26 protein-coding genes are annotated in these 23,902 nt (G+C 39.2%); 22 read left to right on the forward strand and 4 right to left on the reverse strand.

Annotation, left to right across the window (positions count from 1 at the left end):
* Positions 1–50 precede the first annotated feature (50 nt).
* The 19 genes from atpE to MKY08_RS02580 all read left to right on the forward strand — a co-directional run bounded on the left by atpE (position 51) and on the right by MKY08_RS02580 (position 15,113).
* A complete protein-coding gene (gene atpE, locus MKY08_RS02490; protein WP_004269474.1) occupies positions 51–275 on the forward strand; it encodes a F0F1 ATP synthase subunit C in 225 nt (74 codons plus the stop codon).
* A 179-nt stretch (positions 276–454) separates the two neighbouring features.
* Positions 455–973: a F0F1 ATP synthase subunit B gene (gene atpF / locus MKY08_RS02495; RefSeq protein ID WP_024362902.1), complete on the forward strand. Its 519-nt coding sequence runs from the start codon at positions 455–457 to the stop codon at positions 971–973.
* Complete coding sequence (locus MKY08_RS02500; RefSeq protein ID WP_024362903.1) at positions 970–1,506, forward strand: F0F1 ATP synthase subunit delta; 537 nt, start codon at positions 970–972, stop codon at positions 1,504–1,506. Before atpF ends, MKY08_RS02500 begins: the two co-directional genes overlap by 4 nt.
* Before the next feature lie 28 nt (positions 1,507–1,534).
* Positions 1,535–3,043: a F0F1 ATP synthase subunit alpha gene (gene atpA, locus MKY08_RS02505; RefSeq protein WP_024362904.1), complete on the forward strand. Its 1,509-nt coding sequence runs from the start codon at positions 1,535–1,537 to the stop codon at positions 3,041–3,043.
* 49 nt (positions 3,044–3,092) lie between these two features.
* Positions 3,093–3,950 carry an ATP synthase F1 subunit gamma gene (gene atpG / locus MKY08_RS02510; protein ID WP_024362905.1) on the forward strand — a complete coding sequence of 286 codons (858 nt, stop codon included), beginning with the start codon at positions 3,093–3,095 and terminating at the stop codon, positions 3,948–3,950.
* A 49-nt stretch (positions 3,951–3,999) separates the two neighbouring features.
* Complete coding sequence (gene atpD, locus MKY08_RS02515) at positions 4,000–5,415, forward strand: F0F1 ATP synthase subunit beta (protein WP_024362906.1); 1,416 nt, start codon at positions 4,000–4,002, stop codon at positions 5,413–5,415.
* A 24-nt stretch (positions 5,416–5,439) separates the two neighbouring features.
* Positions 5,440–5,847: a F0F1 ATP synthase subunit epsilon gene (locus tag MKY08_RS02520; RefSeq protein ID WP_024362907.1), complete on the forward strand. Its 408-nt coding sequence runs from the start codon at positions 5,440–5,442 to the stop codon at positions 5,845–5,847.
* A gap of 58 nt (positions 5,848–5,905) precedes the next feature.
* Positions 5,906–6,145, forward strand: a complete 240-nt coding sequence (locus tag MKY08_RS02525; RefSeq protein ID WP_024362908.1) for a DUF1146 family protein — start codon at positions 5,906–5,908, stop codon at positions 6,143–6,145.
* Positions 6,146–6,546: 401 nt separating this feature from the next.
* The gene (murA, locus tag MKY08_RS02530) at positions 6,547–7,860 is read left to right on the forward strand and encodes a UDP-N-acetylglucosamine 1-carboxyvinyltransferase (RefSeq protein WP_069512822.1); all 1,314 of its coding nucleotides are present in this window, start codon (positions 6,547–6,549) and stop codon (positions 7,858–7,860) included.
* 438 nt (positions 7,861–8,298) lie between these two features.
* The gene (gene spoIID, locus MKY08_RS02535) at positions 8,299–9,189 is read left to right on the forward strand and encodes a stage II sporulation protein D (RefSeq protein WP_256093210.1); all 891 of its coding nucleotides are present in this window, start codon (positions 8,299–8,301) and stop codon (positions 9,187–9,189) included.
* 37 nt (positions 9,190–9,226) lie between these two features.
* Complete coding sequence (locus tag MKY08_RS02540; RefSeq protein ID WP_069512820.1) at positions 9,227–9,883, forward strand: M23 family metallopeptidase; 657 nt, start codon at positions 9,227–9,229, stop codon at positions 9,881–9,883.
* Between the two features lie 133 nt (positions 9,884–10,016).
* The gene (locus MKY08_RS02545; protein ID WP_004269485.1) at positions 10,017–10,277 is read left to right on the forward strand and encodes a sporulation transcriptional regulator SpoIIID; all 261 of its coding nucleotides are present in this window, start codon (positions 10,017–10,019) and stop codon (positions 10,275–10,277) included.
* A 167-nt stretch (positions 10,278–10,444) separates the two neighbouring features.
* Positions 10,445–11,440, forward strand: coding sequence for a rod shape-determining protein (locus MKY08_RS02550; RefSeq protein ID WP_024362913.1), 996 nt, complete (start codon positions 10,445–10,447; stop codon positions 11,438–11,440).
* A gap of 21 nt (positions 11,441–11,461) precedes the next feature.
* Positions 11,462–12,295 carry a flagellar hook-basal body protein gene (locus MKY08_RS02555; protein ID WP_069512819.1) on the forward strand — a complete coding sequence of 278 codons (834 nt, stop codon included), beginning with the start codon at positions 11,462–11,464 and terminating at the stop codon, positions 12,293–12,295.
* A 25-nt stretch (positions 12,296–12,320) separates the two neighbouring features.
* Entirely contained in the window at positions 12,321–13,160 is an 840-nt protein-coding gene (locus tag MKY08_RS02560; RefSeq protein ID WP_069512818.1) for a flagellar hook-basal body protein, read from the forward strand.
* A gap of 38 nt (positions 13,161–13,198) precedes the next feature.
* Positions 13,199–13,483: a DNA-directed RNA polymerase subunit beta gene (locus MKY08_RS02565; RefSeq protein ID WP_069512817.1), complete on the forward strand. Its 285-nt coding sequence runs from the start codon at positions 13,199–13,201 to the stop codon at positions 13,481–13,483.
* A 131-nt stretch (positions 13,484–13,614) separates the two neighbouring features.
* Positions 13,615–14,058 carry a 3-hydroxyacyl-ACP dehydratase FabZ gene (fabZ, locus tag MKY08_RS02570; protein WP_069512816.1) on the forward strand — a complete coding sequence of 148 codons (444 nt, stop codon included), beginning with the start codon at positions 13,615–13,617 and terminating at the stop codon, positions 14,056–14,058.
* A gap of 170 nt (positions 14,059–14,228) precedes the next feature.
* Positions 14,229–14,612, forward strand: coding sequence for a hypothetical protein (locus MKY08_RS02575; RefSeq protein ID WP_024362918.1), 384 nt, complete (start codon positions 14,229–14,231; stop codon positions 14,610–14,612).
* A 111-nt stretch (positions 14,613–14,723) separates the two neighbouring features.
* Positions 14,724–15,113: a hypothetical protein gene (locus tag MKY08_RS02580; RefSeq protein WP_069512815.1), complete on the forward strand. Its 390-nt coding sequence runs from the start codon at positions 14,724–14,726 to the stop codon at positions 15,111–15,113.
* Between the two features lie 213 nt (positions 15,114–15,326).
* On the opposite strand, the gene MKY08_RS02585 is transcribed toward MKY08_RS02580, so the two are convergent.
* Positions 15,327–16,298: a nuclease-related domain-containing protein gene (locus MKY08_RS02585; protein WP_069512814.1), complete on the reverse strand. Its 972-nt coding sequence runs from the start codon at positions 16,296–16,298 to the stop codon at positions 15,327–15,329.
* A 94-nt stretch (positions 16,299–16,392) separates the two neighbouring features.
* A complete protein-coding gene (locus MKY08_RS02590; protein ID WP_069512813.1) occupies positions 16,393–16,821 on the reverse strand; it encodes a YwpF family protein in 429 nt (142 codons plus the stop codon).
* Positions 16,822–17,110: 289 nt separating this feature from the next.
* On the opposite strand from MKY08_RS02590, the gene ssb reads away from it, so the two are divergent.
* Positions 17,111–17,533 (forward strand): single-stranded DNA-binding protein, encoded by a 423-nt coding sequence (ssb, locus tag MKY08_RS02595; RefSeq protein ID WP_069512812.1) that lies wholly within the window; start codon positions 17,111–17,113, stop codon positions 17,531–17,533.
* A gap of 263 nt (positions 17,534–17,796) precedes the next feature.
* Here the strand turns inward: ssb and MKY08_RS02600 are convergent, their stop codons facing one another.
* Both MKY08_RS02600 and MKY08_RS02605 read right to left on the reverse strand, forming a co-directional pair.
* Entirely contained in the window at positions 17,797–20,565 is a 2,769-nt protein-coding gene (locus MKY08_RS02600; protein WP_081328012.1) for a DEAD/DEAH box helicase, read from the reverse strand.
* On the reverse strand, positions 20,562–22,136 hold the full coding sequence (locus MKY08_RS02605) for a hypothetical protein (protein WP_069512811.1): 1,575 nt from the start codon (positions 22,134–22,136) through the stop codon (positions 20,562–20,564). The genes MKY08_RS02600 and MKY08_RS02605 overlap by 4 nt, the downstream gene beginning before the upstream one ends.
* A 225-nt stretch (positions 22,137–22,361) precedes the next feature.
* Here MKY08_RS02605 and MKY08_RS02610 point away from each other — a divergent pair, with 225 nt between their 5' ends.
* Positions 22,362–22,838: a hypothetical protein gene (locus tag MKY08_RS02610; protein WP_024362926.1), complete on the forward strand. Its 477-nt coding sequence runs from the start codon at positions 22,362–22,364 to the stop codon at positions 22,836–22,838.
* A 168-nt stretch (positions 22,839–23,006) separates the two neighbouring features.
* Positions 23,007–23,855: a flagellin gene (locus MKY08_RS02615; RefSeq protein ID WP_069512810.1), complete on the forward strand. Its 849-nt coding sequence runs from the start codon at positions 23,007–23,009 to the stop codon at positions 23,853–23,855.
* Positions 23,856–23,902: the final 47 nt, after the last annotated feature.

Here is a 23,902-nt window from a genome sequence, read left to right on the forward strand (position 1 = left end):
TTTTATGCTTGAACCAAAAAAACAAACAATTCCAAGGAGGAAATTTTAAAATGACAGGTTCATTAGGTTTATTAGCAGCAGCAATCGCAATCGGTTTAGGTGCACTTGGTGCAGGTATTGGTAACGGTCTTATCGTATCAAAAACAGTTGAAGGTATCGCTCGCCAACCAGAAGCTCGTGGCGTTCTTCAAACTACTATGTTCATCGGGGTTGCATTAGTTGAAGCCTTACCGATCATCGCAGTAGTAGTAGCATTCATCGTAATGAACAAATAATTCAGTTGTATACTGAATTTTACTAGTGGCGAAGCAGGATTCACCAGATGAAACTTCGCCCTTCATTTTGGAACTGATAAAAGCTATGTGCAAATATAGCTTTTTAAAATAGGTAAGTTTTTTAAAGTATTACAAACTATTATGTTGAAGTTAAAGCTCTTGAAGGGAGTGAAACAATCGTGTTTTTAGACAATCTTGTACTTGGTGCAGGTGGAGGATTCAATGGTGGAGATATCGTCTCAACATTAGTCATCTTCTTAGTATTAATGCTTCTTCTTAAAAAGTTCGCTTGGGGTCCATTAATGGGCATCATGCAACAACGTGAAGAATTAGTAGCAAGTGAAATCGAAGCAGCTGAAAAAGCGCGCAAAGATTCGCATAAATTTTTAGAAGAACAAAAAAGTCTTCTTAAAGAAGCTCGTACGGAAGCACAATCGATTGTTGAGGGTGCTAAGAAGCAAGGCGAAATGCAAAAAGAAGAAATTCTTACAGCAGCTCGCAATGAAGCTAACCGCTTAAAAGAATCGGCTTTACGTGAAATCGAGTCTGAAAAAGAAAAAGCGATCGCAGCTGTACGTGATGAAGTCGTTTCATTATCTGTACTTGCAGCATCTAAAGTCCTTAGCAAAGAGATTTCTGAGGCAGACAACCGTGCTCTAATTGAAGAGACGATTGCGAAGGCAGGGGAAGCTCAATGAGTAATTCAACTGTAGCTAAGCGTTACGCTCAAGCTCTTTTTGAACTTGCGCAACAAAAAAATATTCTTGCTGAAGTTGGGGCAGACTTAAACGAGTTAACAAAAGTTGTAAATGAATCTCCTGATTTTTTAACACTTTTAAATGCGCCTAAGTTCTCTATCGAACGCAAGAAACAAATGGTTGCTGAAATCTTTGCAAGTGCAACGCCAGAAGTTTTACACACTGTTCAACTACTTGTTGAGAAAAAGCGTGTAAACGAAGTGAAGCTTATTGCGAATGCGTATGCTGAACTTGCTGCACAAGCACAAGGTTCTGCAGATGCAACTGTATTCTCAACTCGTGCACTTTCTGCTGAAGAAAGCGCTAAAATTTCTGCAGCATTTGCTAAACTTGTTGGGAAACAATCATTAAACATTACAAACGAAATCGATCCATCATTATTAGGTGGTATTCGTGTTCAAATCGGTAACCATATTTATGACAGCTCAGTAGTGAACAAGCTAGAGCGTCTAAAACGTGAATTAATCGGTTAATAATTTAGAAATGTGAGAGGTGACATACATGGGCATCAAGGCTGAAGAAATCAGCAGTCTGATTAAACAACAGATTGAGAATTATGAATCTGAACTTAAAGTAAGCGAAGTTGGTACAGTTATCCGTATTGGTGACGGTATCGCTCTTGCTCATGGCCTCGACAACGCCATGGCTGGAGAGCTTTTAGAGTTCTCTAACGGTGTTATGGGTATGGCTCAAAACCTAGAAGAAGGTAACGTTGGTATCGTAATCTTAGGTCCATACACAGACATCAAAGAAGGCGATGAAGTTCGTCGTACAGGTCGTATTATGGAAGTACCAGTTGGTGAAGAACTAATTGGTCGTGTTGTAAATCCACTAGGTCAACCAGTGGACGGACAAGGTCCAATCAACACAACAAAATCTCGTCCGATCGAAAGCCCAGCTTTCGGTGTAATGGCTCGTAAATCAGTACATGAACCACTACAAACTGGTATTAAAGCGATTGACGCACTTGTACCAATCGGTCGTGGTCAACGTGAGTTAATCATTGGTGACCGCCAAGTTGGTAAAACATCTGTAGCAATCGATACAATCCTTAACCAAGGTGACCAAAACATGATCTGTATCTATGTTGCAATTGGTCAAAAAGAATCTACTGTACGTGGTGTAGTAGAAACGCTTCGTAAACATGGCGCTTTAGATTATACAATCGTTGTGACAGCTTCTGCTTCTCAACCAGCTCCATTATTATTCTTAGCACCATTCGCTGGTGTATCTATGGCTGAAGAATTCATGTTACAAGGTAAACACGTTTTAATCGTGTATGATGATCTTTCTAAACAAGCATCAGCTTACCGTGAACTTTCACTTCTTCTTCGCCGTCCTCCAGGTCGTGAAGCTTACCCTGGTGACGTTTTCTACTTACACAGCCGCTTATTAGAACGTGCTGCGAAGTTAAATGAAACATATCAAAATGGTTCAATTACAGCTCTTCCATTCGTTGAGACACAAGCTGGGGATATCTCTGCATACATCCCAACAAACGTAATCTCAATCACTGATGGACAAATTTTCTTACAATCTGACTTATTCAACTCAGGTGTACGTCCAGCGATTAACGCCGGTCTTTCTGTATCACGTGTAGGTGGATCTGCTCAAATTAAAGCGATGAAAAAAGTTGCGGGTACACTACGTCTTGACTTAGCTGCATTCCGTGAGCTTGAATCTTTCGCTCAATTCGGTTCAGATTTAGATAAAATTACACTTGCTAAACTTGAGCGTGGTAAACGTACGGTTGAAGTTCTAAAACAAGACCTAAACAAACCACTTAAAGTTGAAAAACAAGTTGCAATCCTTTACGCATTAACTAAAGGTCACTTAGATGATATTCCAGTTCAAGATATCGTTCGTTTTGAAAGTGAATTCTTAAGCTGGTTAGATACAAACCACACAAACGTTTTAGATCATGTTCGTACTACTAAAGAACTTGCTCCTGATGCGGAATACGTAGCAGCTTTAACTGACTTCAAAAAAACTTTCGCTAAATCAGAATAAGCAAGAAAAATAGTCGCTTGATTAAAAAACAAAAGGTGGTGAAATACCAGTGGTAAACTTACGCGAAATTAAAGGTCGTATTAATTCTACAAAGAGTACGAAACAAATTACGAAAGCGATGCAGATGGTTTCTTCTTCAAAGTTACGTCGTGCAGAGCAAAATGCTAAAGCTTACGTTCCTTACATGGAAAAAATTCAAGACGTAGTAGGCGCTATCGCATCAGGTACAAAAGACAGTGGACATCCAATGTTAACTGCTCGTCCTGTTAAGAGAACAGCTTACTTAGTCATTGGTTCTGACCGTGGTCTTGCAGGTGCTTACAACTCAAGTATCTTACGTCAAGTACAACGTACAATCAACGAGCGTCATAAATCAAAAGACGAATACGTGATTTTAGCAGTAGGTCGTGTTGTTCGTGATTACTTTGTGAAACGTGATCATAATGTTATTAGCAGTGTTGTTGCTCTTCCTGACCAACCATCATTCGCTGATATTAAAGAAATCGCTCGTAATGCTGTTGGTATGTTCATTGACGGTACGTATGATGAACTTTATATGTACTACAATCACTTTGTTAGTGCTATCGCTAACGAAGTGACAGAGAAAAAACTTCTTCCATTAACTGATATTGCACCTGCAAGCAGCAATGCTTCTTATGAATTCGAGCCATCTGGTGAGGCAATTCTTGAAGTATTACTTCCACAATATGCGGAAAGCCTTGTTTACGGCGCATTATTAGATGGAAAAGCAAGTGAACATGCTTCTCGTATGACTGCTATGAAAAATGCAACTGATAACGCATCTGATCTTATCGGAGATCTTTCATTGCAATATAACCGTGCACGTCAAGCAGCTATTACACAAGAAATTACAGAAATCGTTGGTGGGGCTGCAGCCTTAGAATAGGCTCAGCTCACCAATGTCGTATAAGAATACGATAGGAGGGTACACAGTAATGAATAAAGGACATGTTATTCAAGTAATGGGTCCGGTTGTTGACGTAAAATTCGACAATGGCCAATTACCAGCAATCTATAACTCATTAACAGTTAAGATTGAACGTCCTAATGAAGAACCAACAACTCTTGCATTAGAAGTTGCACTTCATTTAGGTGATGATTCTGTTCGTACAATTGCAATGTCATCTACTGATGGCTTACAACGTGGAGCAGAAGTAACAGATTCAGGAAAAGCTATCTCAGTACCAGTTGGTGAAGTGACTCTTGGTCGTGTATTCAACGTATTAGGAGAAGTAATCGACTTAGGTGAAGAAATTCCAGCTGATGCACGTCGTGATTCAATTCACCGCGAAGCACCATCTTTCGATCAACTTTCAACTTCAGTTGAAATCCTTGAAACAGGTATCAAAGTAGTAGACTTATTAGCACCATACATTAAAGGTGGTAAAATCGGTCTATTCGGTGGTGCCGGTGTAGGTAAAACTGTATTAATCCAAGAATTAATCAATAACATCGCACAAGAGCACTCAGGTATCTCTGTATTCGCTGGTGTAGGTGAGCGTACTCGTGAAGGGAACGACTTATTCTACGAAATGAGCGATTCAGGCGTTATCAAGCAAACAGCGATGGTATTCGGTCAAATGAACGAGCCACCAGGTGCACGTATGCGTGTAGCTTTAACTGGTCTTACAATGGCAGAATACTTCCGTGATGAGCAAGGTGCAGACGTACTTTTATTCATCGACAATATCTTCCGTTTCACACAAGCAGGTTCTGAGGTTTCTGCCCTATTAGGTCGTATGCCTTCTGCGGTAGGTTACCAACCAACACTTGCAACTGAAATGGGTAAATTACAAGAACGTATCACATCTACTAACAAAGGATCTGTAACTTCTATTCAAGCGATCTATGTACCAGCCGATGACTATACTGACCCGGCTCCAGCTACAACTTTCGCCCACTTAGATGCAACTACTAACCTTGAGCGTAAATTATCTGAAATGGGTATCTACCCTGCGGTTGACCCATTAGCTTCGACTTCTCGTGCATTATCACCAGAAATCGTAGGCGCTGAGCACTACGCAGTAGCAACTGGCGTACAACGTACAATCCAACGTTACCGTGAATTACAAGATATCATTGCTATCTTAGGTATGGATGAGTTATCTGATGAAGATAAACAAACAGTTGAACGTGCTCGTCGTATTCAATTCTTCTTATCTCAAAACTTCCACGTTGCGGAACAATTCACTGGTCAAAAAGGTTCTTACGTTCCTGTTAAAGAAACGGTTCGTTCATTCAAGGAAATCCTTGAAGGTAAACACGATCACCTACCAGAAGATGCTTTCCGTTTAGTAGGTTCTATTGAAGAAGTAGTTGAAAAAGCGAAAAGCATGGGCGTAGAGGTTTAATACTAGGGACGAGGAGGAAAAAATATGAAGACAGTTACAGTCAATATTGTCACTCCCGACGGCCCGGTATACGATTCTGAAGTATCAATGGTAATCGCGAAAACAACTTCAGGTGAGATTGGTGTTCTTGCCGGCCATATTCCAATGGTAGCTCCACTTGCAATTGGTGCAGTGAAGCTGAAAAAGGACAATGGTTCAACTGAGATTGTTGCTGTAAGCGGTGGTTTCATTGAAGTTCGTCCAGAAAAGATCTCAATTTTAGCACCTTCTGCTGAAATTGCTGATAATATCGATGTACAACGTGCTAAAGAAGCCGTTAAACGCGCTGAAGGACGAATTCAAAGCAAACAAGATAACATTGATTTCAAACGTGCTGACCTAGCATTAAAACGTGCGTTGAATCGTATCAACGTTCATGAGGGTAATATCTAATTCAATTTTTAACGGGCAGATGCAATATCTGCCCGTTTTTTAAATGGAGGAACACGATGTGGGAATTTATGAAGCAGTAGGGCAAGAAGCTTTAATGGGCATTCTATCGCACCTCTTTTTTATTGCTATCACTTTTTACGCTTTGCAGGCCTTCATGCTAGAAAAATTATTTAAAAAAAATAAAGTATTTCAAATACAATTAATTTATATTTTGCTAAGTATTGCGATAGGGACAGCAGTCTCTAATTTCTTTCTACAAGTGTCAAGTTGGTCTGGAAAACTTCCTTACTTATTTTAAAGTTAGTTAGTGCCAACTAACTAGATAGTAACGGATGCGTAATTTCATATGTGCATATTTCGAAGGGCTCCATAAGTTCACTTATGTGGTCCTTTGAAATATGTACTTAAGAGGTTTAATAAGCTATGGAAACGGAAATATAGTATCCACGTACTTTTGAAAACGTCTTAGGAATTTACATATTTTCCCGTGTTATTGGTCATTCACAAAAAAAAAAATAATGCGTACAATAAATAAATAGCAAAATATCAATAAATGCCTTAAAATAGTGATTTGGACGCTTGAACGAGCGCGTGAAAAGTTGTACTATAGAGTTGTTTGTTTACTTATTATGACATTATACATCTTTTTTTAAAATAAATTTTCGATAGGTTAAGAGATTGAATTCGGAGGGACGTAAGGTGGATAAAATTATAGTGACTGGCGGCCAAAAGCTACAGGGGAAAGTTCGTGTAGAGGGCGCAAAAAATGCAGTGTTACCAATCCTGGCGGCAGCTTTACTTGCTTCAAAAGGAGAAAATGTAATTAAAGAAGTCCCTAACTTAGCAGATGTTTATACCATAAATGAAGTACTAAAAAGTCTAAACGCTGATGTTACATATATACCAGAAGACAATACAGTATATATAGACGCAACAAAAGAACTTTCAAGTGAAGCTCAATTTGAATATGTCAGTAAAATGCGTGCATCGATTTTAGTGATGGGTTCTTTGCTTGCACGAAATGGCTTTGCACGAGTTGCTTTACCAGGTGGCTGTGCAATCGGTTCACGTCCAATTGAATTACATTTAAAAGGTTTTGAGGCAATGGGTGCAAAAATTTCATTTGGGCACGGTTATGTGGAAGCGAAGGTAGAGGGTCGTTTACAAGGTGCGAATGTATATTTGGATTTCCCAAGTGTCGGTGCAACAGAAAATATTATGACGGCTGCATCTTTAGCAAAAGGAACGACAGTAATTGAAAATGCAGCAAAAGAGCCTGAAATTGTAGATCTTGCAAACTTCATTAATAGTATGGGTGGCCGCGTTATCGGTGCAGGTACGAATACGATTCGTATTGAAGGTGTTGACACATTATATGGAGCAGAGCATTATATTATTCCTGACCGTATCGAAGCAGGTACATTTATGGTAGCAGCTGCGATTACAAAGGGTGATGTAACGATTGAAAATGCTGTGCCTGAACATATGACGGCTTTAATCGCAAAAATGCGTGAAATGGGCGTAGAAATTACAGAGCTTGATGAAGGAATACGTGTCCACGTACCGCAAACTTTAAAAGCTGTAGACATTAAAACAATGCCACACCCAGGCTTCCCAACAGATATGCAGTCGCAAATGATGGCGTTGATGTTAACCGCTGAAGGTACGAGTATTATTACAGAAACAGTCTTTGAAAATCGTTTTATGCACGTTGAAGAGTTCCGTCGCATGAATGCCGGAGCTAAAATCGAAGGACGTTCTGTGTTTATCGAAGGACCAGTAAACCTACAGGGAGCTGAGGTTATGGCAACAGATTTACGAGCAGCAGCAGCCCTAATTTTAGCAGGCCTTGTGTCTGAGGGAATAACACGAGTGACAAAACTCCATCACTTAGACCGTGGTTACGTAGACTTCCATGGCAAATTAGCATCACTAGGTGCAAACATTGAACGTGTATCAACAATGGATGTTACACCAAAAGAAAAAACGACAATCGAATTACCAGCAAACTAACAACAAACCTCTTTGCTTACTATAAGCAAAGAGGTTTTTAGTTAATGCAAAGAGAGATACCTGCGAAACGAAGTGAAATACCCGCGGAGCAGAGAGATTTACCCGCGAAACGAAGAGATGCCCACGGAGCAGAGAGATTTACCCGCGAAATGAAGTGAAATACCCGCGGAGCAGAGCGATTTACCCGCGAAATGAAGTGAAATACCCGCGGATTAGAGCGATTTACCCGCGAAATGAAGTGAAATACCCGCGAAACAGAATGATTTACCCCTGAAACAATGCAGAATACCCACAAAACACAGTGCCCCTCACAAACCAAAGCAAAACGAACTCCCTTAATAGTGGAACGCTCATATTTTCCGTTGTACTCGCATATTATTCCTTATGAAAAATTGGATAATGATAATTGCTGTGATTTGTTTAATTGGTGCATTATATATGATGCCAGTAGCATTCAGTGAGAGACGTATCGATGATTATTCTAACAACTCCCCACAAAAGACGGAAAACGCCTGTGAAATATTCATAGAAGTGGAGGGACAAAAGGAAAAAATTCCTTTAGAAACGTATATAGTAGGTGTAGTGGCTGCAGAAATGCCCGTGTCCTTTGACAAAGAAGCTTTAAAAGCGCAAGCCATTGCCGCGAGAACCTATGCGCTGAAAACGACAAATTACGGTAAAAAAGCCATTGCACCTACTGTTGCAAGGCAAGTCTACTACAATAAAGAACAAAGAAAAGCCAATTGGACTAGCAATTTCCCGGGAAATGAAAAGAAAATTGTCGAAGCCATTACGGAAACAGAAGGACAAGTACTTTTATATAATAATGAACTAATTACGGCGATGTTTCACTCAACGAGCAATGGTAAAACAGAGAGTGCTTACGGTTACAGTGGAAATGACTTACCGTATTTACAAAGCGTTGCAAGTATGTCCGATCAAGCTTCTCCTAAGTTTGCAACAATAAAGGAATGGACGTTAGCTGAATGGAGTGCGCTGTGGCCAGTTAAATGGCAGGCGAATGATTTCGGTCGTATGCAATTGTTTCTCAATGATTCAGGACGTGTTGAGAGGCTACAATTGGGTAAAAATATATGGTCGGGGAGAGAGGTTAGAACACTCTTACAATTGCCATCAACAGATTTTAAGATTTCATATAATAAGAATACAGGCAAAGTTCAGGTAGCAACGAAAGGATATGGTCATGGTGTTGGTATGAGCCAGTACGGTGCAGATGCGATGGCACGTGAAGGAAAGAGCGCTTCAGAGATTTTACACTATTATTATCAACAAATTGAGATAAAAAAAATAGATGCATGTTTAAAATAGCTTCTAGTTGTTCACACTGCAACTAGAGGTGATGAAAATGAGAGAGGATAAAAATAGTAAAACTTCTCAAAATGAAAAAGGACAATTGCAGAAAAAACCTTGGTTTTGGCCGGCGGTATACGCAGGTGGTGCATTAATGTTAGCAGGTATGTTATTTGGTTACAATAGTCTCGTGACAAAAGAAGAAGCACCATTACCAGATGTAGCGCAAGTAGACCCAGGTCCAGTAGTTGAAACAAATGCAAAAACAGAAACAATGAAGTATCCATTCAAGGAAGCAGAGCTTAGTAAAGTACAAGTTTCACAGGAATTTTATGATGTAGAAGCAAAAGAAGAGTCACGTGAGAATGCCTTAATGGTATTCAATCAAACATTTACAACTTCATCAGGCATTTCCCTTTCTATGAATGGAGAGGAATTCGAAGTAGTTGCTGCGTTAAGTGGTAAAGTACTAGAAGTAAAACTAGATGCGTTCACAGGCAATAAAATCGTCTTGGAGCATGCGAATGGTATGCAAACGCAATATAGTTCTGTAAAAGACATCGCTGTGAAAGAAGGCGATGAAGTAGCACAAGGTCAGGCACTTGGAAAAGCGACTGACAATGAGTGGAATCAAGCAGCAGGCGTTCATATGCATTTTGAAGTACTAGAAAACGGCAAATACGTTAACCCGAAAAAATTCCTAGGATTTTAAAAAAGTCAGCAATTTAACGAGAAAGTGCAAATCGTGTTCTGAATAGCTTTGTCCTCACATAAGGTGAAGAAATGCGCAGACGTGCATCTGATGCCAAAGCCATTTTGTGAAATTGTGTGGAAAGGACGAGAACGTGCACGAGCACATTCGGAAGCGCTGCATACGCCTCGGTGAATTATTGATTGAGACGCGTGAAACTGTGCGTGTCCTCGCGAAAATGACAGGTTACTCTAAAAGTACGGTGCACAAAGATTTAACTGAGCGATTACCAACAATTCATGAAGGATTAGCTGATCAAGTGAAAGAAATTCTCGCCTACCATAAAGCCGTACGTCATATTCGTGGAGGAGAGGCAACGAAAAACAAGTGGAAAGAAAGAGCGAGTCAAGAATGATTCGTTCTTTTTTTGTACATTTCTATTTGTGTACATATAATTGAAGGAAAACAAGCGTAATAACTAAATTTAGGTGAAATTACCAATGGGGTATGATAAAATATTCTAGATAAATAGACAATAGGAACGTTATGTAGTTGGAACTGGCGGGAAGGAGAATTTAAAAAATGTTTTCGAAGGATATAGGCATTGACTTAGGAACTGCGAACGTATTAATCCACGTTAAAGGTAAAGGAATCGTCCTAAACGAACCATCCGTGGTAGCAATAGATAAAAAGACGAATAAGGTATTAGCAGTAGGTGAAGAAGCTCGTCAAATGGTGGGTCGCACGCCCGGTAATATAACAGCAATTCGGCCATTACGCGATGGAGTAATTGCAGACTTTGATGTTACTGAAGCGATGCTTAGACATTTCATCAATAAATTAAATCTAAAAGGATTTTTAACAAAGCCACGTATATTGATTTGCTGTCCAACAAATATTACAAGTGTAGAGCAAAAAGCGATTCGCGAAGCTGCTGAAAAATCTGGTGGTAAAAAAGTATATTTAGAGGAAGAACCAAAAGTTGCGGCAATCGGAGCTGGGATGGATATTTTCCAACCAAGTGGGAATATGGTAGTGGATATCGGTGGTGGTACTACAGATATCGCAGTTCTTTCTATGGGTGACATTGTAACAAGTGAGTCTATTAAGGTTGCGGGCGACGTTTTTGATAATGATATTTTACAATATATTAAAAAAGAATATAAATTGTTAATTGGTGAGCGTACAGCCGAAGCAATCAAAATCACCATTGGCACAGTCTTCAAAGGTGGACGTAACGACTCAATGGATATTCGCGGTCGTGATATGGTAACAGGCTTACCTCGTACAATTACGATTCATTCAGAGGAAATTGAACGTGCATTACATGAATCAGTAGCCATGATCGTACAATCGGCGAAAAACGTGCTAGAAAAAACACCGCCTGAGCTTTCAGCAGATATTATTGACCGAGGTGTCATTATTACTGGTGGTGGCGCATTATTACACGGAATGGACCAACTGTTAATCGAAGAGTTAAAAGTTCCAGTCTTTATTGCTGAACATCCAATGGATTGTGTTGCAATTGGCACTGGCATTATGTTAGAAAATATTGATCGTGTTCCAGCATCACTATAAAAATACAATGAGGTGATTCCTTTGTTTAAAGGGTTTTATACAGTAGCAACAGGTATGATAGCACAACAAAGACGAACAGAATTACTGACAAACAACTTATCAAATGCAAGTACGCCTGGATTTAAGGCAGATCAATCTACCATCCGTTCGTTTCCAGATATGCTAATGTCCAGCGTAGGAAAAACAAATGCACCTGCCAATCAGCAAGCTGGCTCACAGTATATGAGTCAAGTTGGTGCACTCAATACAGGGATATATATGCAAGAAACATTGCCAAATTACATACAAGGTCAAATCTATAGCACGGATTTAACGACAGATATGGCCCTTATCGATGGAAACTTACCTCAAAATGAAGATGGTGTCACTGGTTCAATTTTCTTCCGTTTAGCACATCCAGACGGCGGAGAAGCCTACACACGTAACGGAAATTTCACATTAGATGGTCAAGGCTATTTAGTAAATGGTCAAGGTCTCTACGTGTTATCTGACAATGGACAACGCATCCAGCTACCAAATGATGATTTCCGTCTTGATCAGGACGGTGGCATTTATGTGAATAACCAGCAAGTAGCGCGCGTAGGTGTATCATTTGCAGCCAATCCGAACATGCTACGTAAACAAGATAATGGCTTAATTCGTACAGAAAATGGTGAAGCCTTACCGACTGCTTACGGTGCAAATGGTGTATCGTTTACATTAGGACAAAATTTTTTAGAACGCTCAAACGTAGACTCTGGACGCACAATGACAGATTTAATGACAGCATACCGAGCTTTTGAAGCAAACCAAAAAGTGTTGCAAGCGTATGATCGAAGTATGGAAAAGGCTGTAAATGAAATCGGTAAAATATAATTAAGCGAACAGGAGGCGTTTTCACATGCTACGAACAATGATTACCGCAACAAATACGATGGGGCAATTGCAAAATAAATTAGATACAATTAGTAATAATATTGCTAATAGTGGAACGCATGGCTATAAAACACGACAAGCGACGTTCAACGAACTTATGTATCAGCAATTTAATAATGATAAACAGGACCCAACTGTGCGTCAATCACCAGTAGGTATCCGTTATGGCTCTGGAGCACAGCTTGGACAAATTCAAACAAATCATAAGCAAGGTTCACTTCAAACAACAGATCGCGATTTGGATCTTGCTTTTACAAAACCAAAGCAATATTTCAACATTTTAATGCCAGATGGTGAAAATGGCACAAAAACAGTGTATACTCGTCAAGGTGACTTTTATTTATCACCTTTAAATAATGGAACGGTGATGCTTGTCAATACAGATGGTTATCCAGTGGCAGATGCAAATGGACAGCCGATTACATTACCTGATAATGCAAAAGGTTTTGTTGTCCGCAATGGAGGTATGTTAGAAGCTACATATCCAAATGGTGATGTTATTCGTACGGATTTAGCAGTAACGGAATTCCAAAAGCCGCAACTAATGGAGCATATTTCTGGTACATATGTAGGCTTACCAGATAACTTAGCAGAGCTAGGATATACACAAGCAGAAGTTGTAACAGAGTTACAAGGAGCAAATCGTCAACAAATCGGCATGCAAAATGAAGCACTCGAATTATCGAATGTGAGCTTGTCGAAGGAAATGACAGATTTAATCGAAACGCAACGTGCTTATCAATTTAATGCAAGAGCCGTAACACTAGCTGACCAAATGCTAGGGCTTATTAATGGTGTTAGATAAGTGCATTATTGAGTAAGAAATAAAGGAGTACAATATCTATGACAAACGATTCACGTCGACGTTCTGTGCCGACACAAGAAACCGAAACGCCACCAGAAGAGAAGGGACGTCGCTCAAATGGAGAGCAACGCGAGGTTCGATGGGTGCAAATACGGCTGATTCCGATTTGGTTACGAGTTGTACTTGTTCTTGTTTTAATCGTTGTTGCCGCTATTTTAGGTACAATGGTCGGCTACAGTGTAATTGGTCAAGGAAAAACAATGGATGTCTTTAAATTAGAAACATGGCAGCATATATTTGACATTATGAATGGTAAAGAATAATAATATTCTTTACCATACTTTGTGTTTCACATAAAAAATCGAGTATTTTAAACTTAAAAGCGATTATACGTTGAAACCTACATCCTCTTTTGGACGTAAGGTATATATACATACTTAGAGGGGGAAAAGAAATGTTAACAGCAGAGCAAATTCAAGAAATTTTACCACACCGTTATCCATTTTTATTTGTAGATCGTATTGTGGAATTAGAAGTAGGCAAGCGTGCAGTAGGTATCAAAAATGTATCGATTAACGAAGATTTCTTTAATGGACATTTTCCAGGATATCCTGTTATGCCAGGTGTTTTAATTGTTGAGGCATTGGCGCAAGTAGGTGGCGTAGCCTTATTAAAATCAGAACAATACCAAGGACGTTTAGTATTTTTAACAGGAATTGATAACGCTCGTTTTAAACGCCAAGTAATACCGGGAGATCAGCTACGATTAGAAGTAGAATTCGTTAAACTGCGCGGTGTAATGGGCAAAGGACATGCTGTAGCTACCGTTGATGGCGAGCTAGTTTGTGAGGCAGATATTTTATTTGCAATAGGACCTGAACAACCAAAACAGCCTTAATTTGCAATTATAGGCTAAAAGTTATAAAATAATCTTGTCGAATAGTGTTCTTATTGTCAATTTTTTTTGACAGAATTTAGTTTAGTTTTTTTAATGCGATGGCATAGATAGTATTGTGAATTGAAATACATGTAATTTAAGGTTTTCTAAAAAGTAGGAGGATTATATAGATGTATAAGGAATTGTCTTCAGGTGTTAAAATTAGCATTACGCGTTCGATTTCAACATCTTTTGAATCATACTTAGCAAGTATTGGTTGGGAAGAAGAGCGCTTTTCTATGGAAGACTTCATTGCTAGCTGGCAGTCTTATTTTCAGGAAAATGCCGCTTGGATCGAAAAAATCCCAGCCGATGTTTTGATGAGTACTGAATTCCATGAAGAGATGGCACAAAAAATCGATGAAGTAATTGCAAAAATTTTAAATGAAGAACCAACCGCTAAACAAGTCGAAACAATCGAAGCTTTACAAAAAGAATTAGGTACAAACTATACCTATAATTGTAAAGCAGAAGCTGCATACATTGAGCAATTACTGAAAGATAAACAAAAATAGTTTTTGCACAAAAAATCGGATAGTTCCCTCCTTTCTCGGGCAATCTATGTAGGATCACAAATGCACATGTTGTATTTGATGACATAGTACTCAAGAAAGGAGGTTTTTTATATGTGGAAAATGTCATTTTTAGCCATTATCCTTGCTACAGTATTCCTTGGAGGTTGTAACTGGGGTAATAATGCAGCTGAAACCCCAATGGAGAACGTGAAAAACGACGTTAAACGAGGTGTTAACGACGTAGAAGATGTCGTAGATCCTGATAGAAACGATAATGTCTACGATCGTAACGTCAACAATGGTACTGTTAACGACGGTACTGTAAATGATGGCACAGTAAGAGAAAATACTGTTATGCCAGAAGCAACAACACCAGGTTCGAATGCGGATGTCAATGGCACAAATGGCTATGACAACGTACCAAATGCCAATGGTGTAAATGGTGTTGAACGAAACAACGGCACTATGAGAGAAGACCGCAACACAATGACTAACCCGTAAAAACAAAGTGGTTCCGTTCAACCGGAATCACTTTTTTCTTTATCATTATGGGGAATGAAGGTATTTGCGGAATGATTTGATTACCCGCGGAAGTAGAACGTTTACCCGCGGAACGAAGGAGAATACCCGCGAAAGCAGAACGTTTACCCGCGAAACAAAGGTAAACCTCCGATAAACATCAAATTCAACTCCCCAATTTCCCCTTAAGTAGCATTAAAAAAATGGTTTCATATATTCTATTAAATTATCAGGAAGATAGTAGATTCGATTTTTATAAGTACCAGTGCTAGGAAATTGAAATTTCCGTAATAAACGATTAGCAGCATCACTAGAAGTAATACCGAAAAACGCACGCAATTGACTATTGGTAATTGTACGACTTACGAGCAATCGATAATCTTGCAAGGCTTCTGCAAAAATTTCGGTGCTTGTATAGTGACATGCTAGACACTTCCAACCGCCTCTGTAAAAGTGCATTTGATTTTTGTATCGGCATTTTGGGCAAAGTACGCCATGTCGGAATCTCGAAGTATCTATACGAGGAAGTATTTCTTGAGGTTGATGCTGCGCTCTAATTAGTTGTACAAAACGGGTTAATTGCTCATTCGTTAAAATAGGTGTTGGATACTTTTCAAAAAGAGTTTGGACATGGCTTTGTAGCCCTGACACATGGAAAATAGGGACGGATTTTGGATGATTTGCAATTATAGCTGATGGATTAGACAAAATAACTGCACCTTCAATGGGGAGAGAATAATTTTTAGATATAATTTTTATGAATTGCATATGACGTAGAATTTGCGTAATAGGATTTGCAAAACCTTCCACTGTGCCATCAGATTTTGTGCGTGTGCATTGATGTGTCGTAGCATCAAAATCCAGACGACCGTGTATATTTTTAATTTCCACAACGAACATAAAATGCTTACAAATAAAAAGTGTATCAACTTGGTGAAAATGCTGTGCTGCATTGACAAGTACAACATTATGCAATACAGCAAAAGTATTTGGACATACTAATTCATGCCATTCTCGGTCTACTCGTTTTTCACCAGCAAAGCCAGCATCAAGCCTTCGAAATTGCTCGCTATAATAGTTAGCATCTCGATCTCCATCACATAAGCGTCGTAGTAAAGCCTCATACCATAACAACTTTAACGGCTTCTCACGCATGACTAAATTCATTGACGTTCACCCCTAAGTTTTTTACACCATATTTTATCCAAAAATCTCAAACTGTCCAGTACAAAAAACGATACGTCCTTAAACGTATCGCTGCTCATTCATCATTTTTAAGTTTTGGCCGCTCTTTCATTCCTTTTGAGAAGCGGTCTAGTAATTCTACTTGTGAAACACCTTCTGTTAAAAGATCAGCGAGTAATTGTTCAGCGTATTTAGAACGCTTAATTTTTAACGTCCCTTTTAAAAGCACAGAAACATGCTCGCCAATTTCTTGGACAGTATCCACAACTACCCGAAATGGAGCTGGTTCATTATCAGGAAATGAAATAACTGCACGAACATCAACTACTGTAGCATTCGCTAATAACTCATCAAAAATCGGACGATATTGCCGATCGATAAACAATTCAAGAATCCAAGATTGATGGCTGTTTTCCTGGTTAATAATAATGCCATCGACTAAAGGAAATGCTTGCATGCCATCTTGAGTGACAAGGTCAAAAGAAAGCATTTTAAATGTTTTCATTATGTATCCTCCTAAGTCGGTCATCCCTTTTAGTATAACATAATCAATTACAGCTAAGACTGTCTTCTTAAAATATGAAAAGATGCTAAATTTATCTTTTTAAAAATGGGGAGTAACACTTACTGCCGTCTGACCTCCATACAATAAAAAAACCTAACAAACAAATAAATAACAGCTTAAAAATTTATTTTCTTATTTAAAAATGAGCTAAAAAACAAAAATCGAGTTTTGCCAAAAGTGAATAGCCTCTTGTAAGATGAGGGCAATTAAACACAAAGGAGGTGAATCAATGAACCAAGTCGGACTGGTTGGAAGATTAACAAAAGATCCTGTGTTGCGACAACTATCTAGAAATCGTGTCCAATCTCATTTTTCTCTTGCCATAAATCGCAATTACAAAAACAGTCGTGGAGAAGTAGAGACTGACTTTATTCTTTGTACAGTATGGGGAAAACTGGCAGAGCATATTGTGAAGTTTTGCGGTAAAGGTTCATTAATTGGCATAAACGGCCGTATTCAATCTAGATCATTTACGAATGAGCACAGCACCAAGATTTATATGACAGAAGTGGTTGTAGAAGATGTTCGCTTCTATAGGCTGAAACAGCCGGATAATGATGGAAGCACATCGCCATCATCGTCATCGGTCGAGCAGGAGATTATGAAAGATTTTGTGTTACCTAAGAAAGAATTGCAATTACCAGTAGTATAACCGACTATCGCAATACATACGGAGCAAAGCTAAAATTTACGCCATTCGCCATTCTCCTATAGAATGCTTTGCACCGTAATCATTTTAGTTAGAAAGGGGCGTTGTGGACTATCATATCATTTATCGTTGCTGAAGACCGCACAGCAATGATTATTTCACACAACTAAATAGAAATATGAAGTAAGTAGGAAAGAAGTAAACATTGTTCACGAATAGTTGCTAAAGAAAAGAGCGCCAAGAACGTAAAAGCTCTTGGCGCATCTTTAAGACAAGTTATAATCGAGTGAAATCAAATCTCGAAGCTCATCATCATCTAGCTCCGTTAACCACTGGCTTGATTGAATAAGTTCTTCTGATAATGCAGATTTCTGCGCCAGCATCTTATCAATTTTTTCTTCAATCGTCCCAATCGTGACAAACTTATGCACTTGCACAAATTGCGTTTGCCCAATTCGATAAGCACGGTCTGTTGCTTGGTTTTCAACAGCAGGATTCCACCAACGATCGGCATGTAGTACGTGATTTGCAGCAGTTAAATTTAACCCTGTTCCTCCAGCTTTTAATGAGAGGATAAAAATAGGAAATTCACCTGCCTGAAAAGCCTCCACCAATCGGTCACGCTGCTGTTTAGGCATGGCACCCGTTAAAAACGGTGCATCGACATTATAAATTTCACTGAAACAATGCTGAAGTAATTGGCCCATTCCAATATATTGCGTAAAAATAAGACACTGTTCACCATTATCGACGATTTCCGCTGCCATTTGTACAATACGCTCTAATTTGACCGAGCGTGTCAGCATCGTTGTAGCATCCTCAAAAGGTTCCTTTAAATAAAGAGCAGGGTGATTACATAATTGCTTCAATTTACTTAGCATCTTTAAGACGCGTCCTTTTTTCTGAAAGCCTGTTAGTTGTTCTAGCTGATCCATCGTTTCTAAAATATAGCCCTCGTACAGTGAAGCTTGCTCTGCCGTTAAGGCGCAGTACGCATGGGACTCTTGCTTATCAGGTAAATTAAGCTGTAAATTTGGATCTCGCTTTGTACGACGAAGTAAAAACGGTTGAATTTTTGCCCGTAGCTTTTGTTTATGTGGTTCGGATTCATCGCGCTCAATAGGCAAAATAAATTGCTCATTAAAGCGGCCAAAGCTCCCTAAATAACCTTTATGAATAAAGTCAAATATCGCCCAAAGTTCCGATAAACGATTTTCAACAGGTGTTCCTGTTAAAGCAATATGATGACTACCATGTAATTTGCGAATCGAACGAGATTGCAAAGTCTGCATATTTTTAATATTTTGTGCCTCATCTAATACAACAGTTGCCCAATCAATTGCTTGTAAAAATTCAGCATCCTGTGACACAGTTCCATAGGTAGATAAAATAACATGCGGTTTTTCTTGTTCAATAAACCGAACAAATGCATCCTCTTTCATTCGATTTGCTTGATAATGCGTATGCACAGTTAAAGATGGAGCAAAACGGTCAAGCTCCTTTTGCCAGTTACCAAGGACCGAAGTTGGGCAAATAATAATAGATGGTTCTTTGGCATCCGTTGTTTCATAGATATGCAGTAAGTAAGAAATAAGCTGAACAGTTTTGCCAAGCCCCATATCATCAGCGAGACAGGCGCCAAAACCTTGCTCACGCATAAAGACTAGCCATTCAAACCCTTCTTGCTGATAAGGGCGTAAGCTAGCATTTAATGAAAGAGGGACAGAAACTGCTGGAAGACCTTTTTTCTCCTGAAGCTGTTCCATATACGATTTTAAAGATTGCTGGAGTTCAAATGCAAAAATTGGATCATCGCGCAACGCATCATCAGCATCTTCCTCTTCTAGCGGAGAAAGATCTTCAGGTAACTCACGGAACAATAGTTCACGAACAGTCCAGCTTTCATCTTCAGCCTGCTGCATTAAAGCACGCATTTCTTGCATCCAGTTGGCATCCACTCGGAACCATTCCGTACCAATACGAATAAATTCTCGTTTTTCATCGACAAGCTTTTTAAACTGCTCAGCAGAAATTGATTCACCGTTCATAGAAAATTGCCATTTAAACGTTAAAATATCATCGAGTCCAGCAACTTTTTTCGTTGATATATTGCCTGTGCTAACACGTACACGCATTTTGGATTGCTTTAAATCTTTTAGCCAAGCTGGTAGCACAACATCAAAACCAAGTGCCTGTAATCGGGCTAGGTCTTCACGTAAAAATGTGCGAACCTCCAAATCGTCAAGGGTAGCATGAATGAAAATATCAGATTGTAAATTTTCAATGGAAAGGAGTTCTACAATCTGCGTTTGTTGTTGTTCAATATCTAGTGCAAATGGCTGCCACTTTGTTGGTAGCGCGTCGACTAGTGGTAATGATTTTTTTCGAACAGCCGGTGTCCAGTAATTTTTCGTTGTCACTGTACTAAGCACCGTTTCCAAAAGCCAAACTTCCGAATCTTCCTCAGGCTCACTTAAACGTAGAGAGACAGTAACGGCGCCAGCTTGACGGTCCTGCTCTAATGGCCAACCACCGCGACTGAAAAATGGAAGGAGCTTCGGAACATCAGACACCAATAACCCAGCGTGTGCAAGTTTTTGCTGCACAGCTACTTCCAGTAATGCCGTATCTACCCCGTCTATATTAAATGACAAGGAGGAAAAATCATCTGCAATAATGGCGTACGACCAAAGGCTAGGCTCTTGCCAATATTGCTGTAACATTTGTGCGTGTTCAATTAATGCACTACTGTCAGCATCAATCCCTTGCCAACTAATAAACGGGTGCTGATAGCGTGGAGAAAAGATATCGAGTAGTTCTGCACTAGAAATAACGATGGAAATGTCTGTACGACTGGTCATTAAGCCATAAGTATTTGCTTCATAGTTAAAAAATAATGAAGAAATCAGTGTGTCAACATCTATTGCTGCACCACTTGTAGTAAAACCCCGCATCGTATAATTGCCGTTTTGAGCTGATTCAATACGTAACTGTTGTTTTTTCGTAAACGGAGAGGGAGCATGTAATGTCATCATACTAAGTTTCCTTTCTCAATTTCTTCCTGAAGTGCACGAAGTCGTTTATATTCTGCACGGATTGTTTGCATGTAATGTTCAAAATAAGCAACTTTCCCTGCTCTTTTTGCGGCACTCCGCATACTTTTCCAAATACGTACAGCTTGCTTATAATTCATCCGAGATTTTTGCGTAATCTCTGCCATTGCATAGACGTGATACAAAGGTAAAACAGCTGCTGGAGCTAGGTGTAGAACATCTTTTAATCCACACATTTCTAAATAAGAAAAAGAGGAAAGATTTAATTGATGCAATGCTGCCCATTCGCGATAGCGCTCTTTTCGTATAAGGAAAAACGAATAGGGCTGTAGTCCATACACACCAAATGCGCTATAAAGTGTTGTTTCTTCTTCTTCCGTTAATTGTATATCTTCATATAACAATTGAAATTGCCGTACGTATTGAGCTCGCTGTACGACGGGCACAGTTTCCTGTAAAAAAGCTTCAGCAAATGGAAGCATGGCACGTAAAATGAATGCTTGTGAATGTGACTCGCCAGCACGCTTAGCAAAAGTAGCTAACTCAAACAAATCTTGCATTTGTGGTAAGGCAATATGCGCAATGCTTTCCTGTAATAACTGTTCTTTTTGTAATAACACGTAAAATAGAAGCTTTAATGACTGTAAAGAAATCTCGGAGGAAACTTCCTCAAGATTGTTAATCAGAGTTAGCTCCTGTTCACGTCGAGGCTTCTCATAAAAAAGCACTGCCCACAGCAGCATATAGATTTGTAATCGACTAGCAAACAGCCCTTCACGTTCTAGTAAAAATTTACGGACAATTTCTTGAAGTGCATTATAAAATGGATCAGTTGCAAAAAGTCGAGAACGATTCGTTAATTCAGTTAATATACTTTCAAATGACTGGACGCTTTGATCGATAAAGTATTTCATATAAGGTGAGTCTAATGAATGACCTTGCGTATTATTTAAATGCCGCCAAATTGCATTAAAAATCGAAAGTTCGATAAATAGCTTATATAGTGGCTGCCATTCACGTTCAAATGGCATATGCTTGCGCAGTCGTTCTAATGCATCAGAACGGATTGCCGAAAGTCCGTAGCCTTCTAAAATGCGACCAGATGGTAACAGACGTTTCATTACTTCGTCGACCATTAGCTGCCAGCTTTCAGGGCTACGTTCGTCCGCTAATGATTTTAGCTGCACAGATTTTTGTGCACGCCATGCACCTGACCAGTTTTGTACAGAATCAAAATACTGATAGAGAGCAAGTAATGCGCCAACTTGATGACGACACCATTTTAGTTGGGGACAGTTACAGCTTAGAGTCCCATGAGCAAAATCAATTTCTACAGTTGCAGGTCTCACATCCTGTACACTTGCATATAATATAGAACTTGCTCCATTAAAACGTTCAAATACGATGGATTTGTTTCGTACAGAAAATACAGCACGACGCACCAGTTCCTCGTCTTCGCTAGAGGACGGATGTAAATCCTGCTCAGCTTCTTTTAATTTAGCAAGTATAAATGGTTGATGTTCCTTAGCTAGTTGCGAAATAGACAAAGCCATAACCTCACTCCTCTCAATTGCATTGGCCAATGACTTTAGCTTTATTTAGATGATTGAATGTCATCTTTCGTGGGAAGAAAAAAAGACTGTCTTTCCATTATACGATTAAAATGCAGACATGATAAGCTGAATGATTAGAAAGAAAAAATTTGAGGATAAGATGGTTAACAAGATGCGTGATTTGTGTTAAAATCTGAATAATCAGATAATGAGGAGGGATGAAGGATGATGCAAGTTCAGTATATGAAGCCGTTTTACACGAAAATCTCTGGAGATAAATTGCGTCTCGTATTTGCTTATCAATATTTCTCAATTTTAAAAGAGAATGAGATTTTTCATTTCATTCCAATTGAAGGGAAAGAGATGATTATTAACTTGCATACACAACAGATCGAAAATTTATCTGAGGTATTTGTTTTCCAAAAGGGCAATCGTTTTATCCGATTACCACTCTACCAACTATTACTCATTACCAATGTGCATGAACATTTAACGCCAATTCTTGAAAGCGCTACACCAAAATTGCCACAATTACCCCTTGTCTCTTCAGCAACTGTAGGTGAGATTGATCAGCTGATTGCTGAAATTGAACAAAAAAACATTGATTATTTAATAGACCAAGCATTAGCAGATTACAATGAAGCGCTCTTTTTTGAGCTACTACATCAAAAGAGCACGCATTTCGGAGGTTTCGGAAATTGAATACTCGGTACATCAAATAAGCACCCACTTTTCAAGAAAGAGAAGCGGGTGCTTTAACACTTTTATAGATAGAACACTTCAATTATTTGGATTATTTACCAATGTAACTTTAAAGAAGTTGTCACAATCCGATATAAATAAAAATACTTTTAGCATGGGGGTGGTGGAATGCTTGGTAAGTGGTCTGCTACAGGGTTATCTATATTAAGTAACATGAATAGGCACTATAATGCTATGAGCAAGTCGATGTTGCGAATTTCTACCGGTTATCGTATTAATAGTGCGGCTGATGATCCGGCTGGTCTTGCGATATCCGAGAAAATGAGGGCACAAATTCGCGGTTTGAATATGGCGTCGAAAAATATACAGGACGGTATTTCACTTGTGCAAACGGCAGAGGGCGCACTAAACGAAACGCATGCCATGATTCAACGAATGCGGGAGCTAGCAGTACAAGCATCCAATGACACATTAACCGATAGTGACCGACAGCAGCTTGATTTGGAATTTCAGGAACTAAAAAAAGAAATCCAACGTCTTTCTAAAGATACCGAATTTAATACGAAGACATTATTAAATGGTGACTATTCAACGAATGGTCTCAAGATTCAAGCGGGTGCAAACGCTGGTCAAACTATTGAGTTGTTTATTAATGATATGGGGGCAGGGGCGCTTGGGTTGGACGCCACAACTTCAATTGCAACACGAGATGATGCCAATAATGCGATTTCCTCGATGGATGAGGCATTAAAACGGGTATCATCGGAGCGTTCTCGTTTAGGGGCTTATCAAAATCGCCTAGAGCATGCCTATAATGCAAACGTCAATACAGCGGAAAATTTAACCGCAGCGGAATCACGAATTCGCGATGCTGACATTGCGAAGGAAATGATGAATATGGTGAGGTCGCAAATATTGCTTCAAGCAAGTCAATATGTTCTAGCATTGCATATGCAACAGGCACAATCTATTTTAAAGTTACTAGAAAGCGGAACAATGAGGAATCCCCGATACTAATGGAGATTCCTTTTTTTGCTGTTATAGTAAATAGAAAAGGAGTGAAG

Origin of the sequence: Lysinibacillus sp. FSL M8-0337, from assembly GCF_038593855.1 — a bacterium.
GTDB classification, from domain to species: Bacteria; Bacillota; Bacilli; order Bacillales_A; family Planococcaceae; genus Lysinibacillus; species Lysinibacillus sphaericus_D.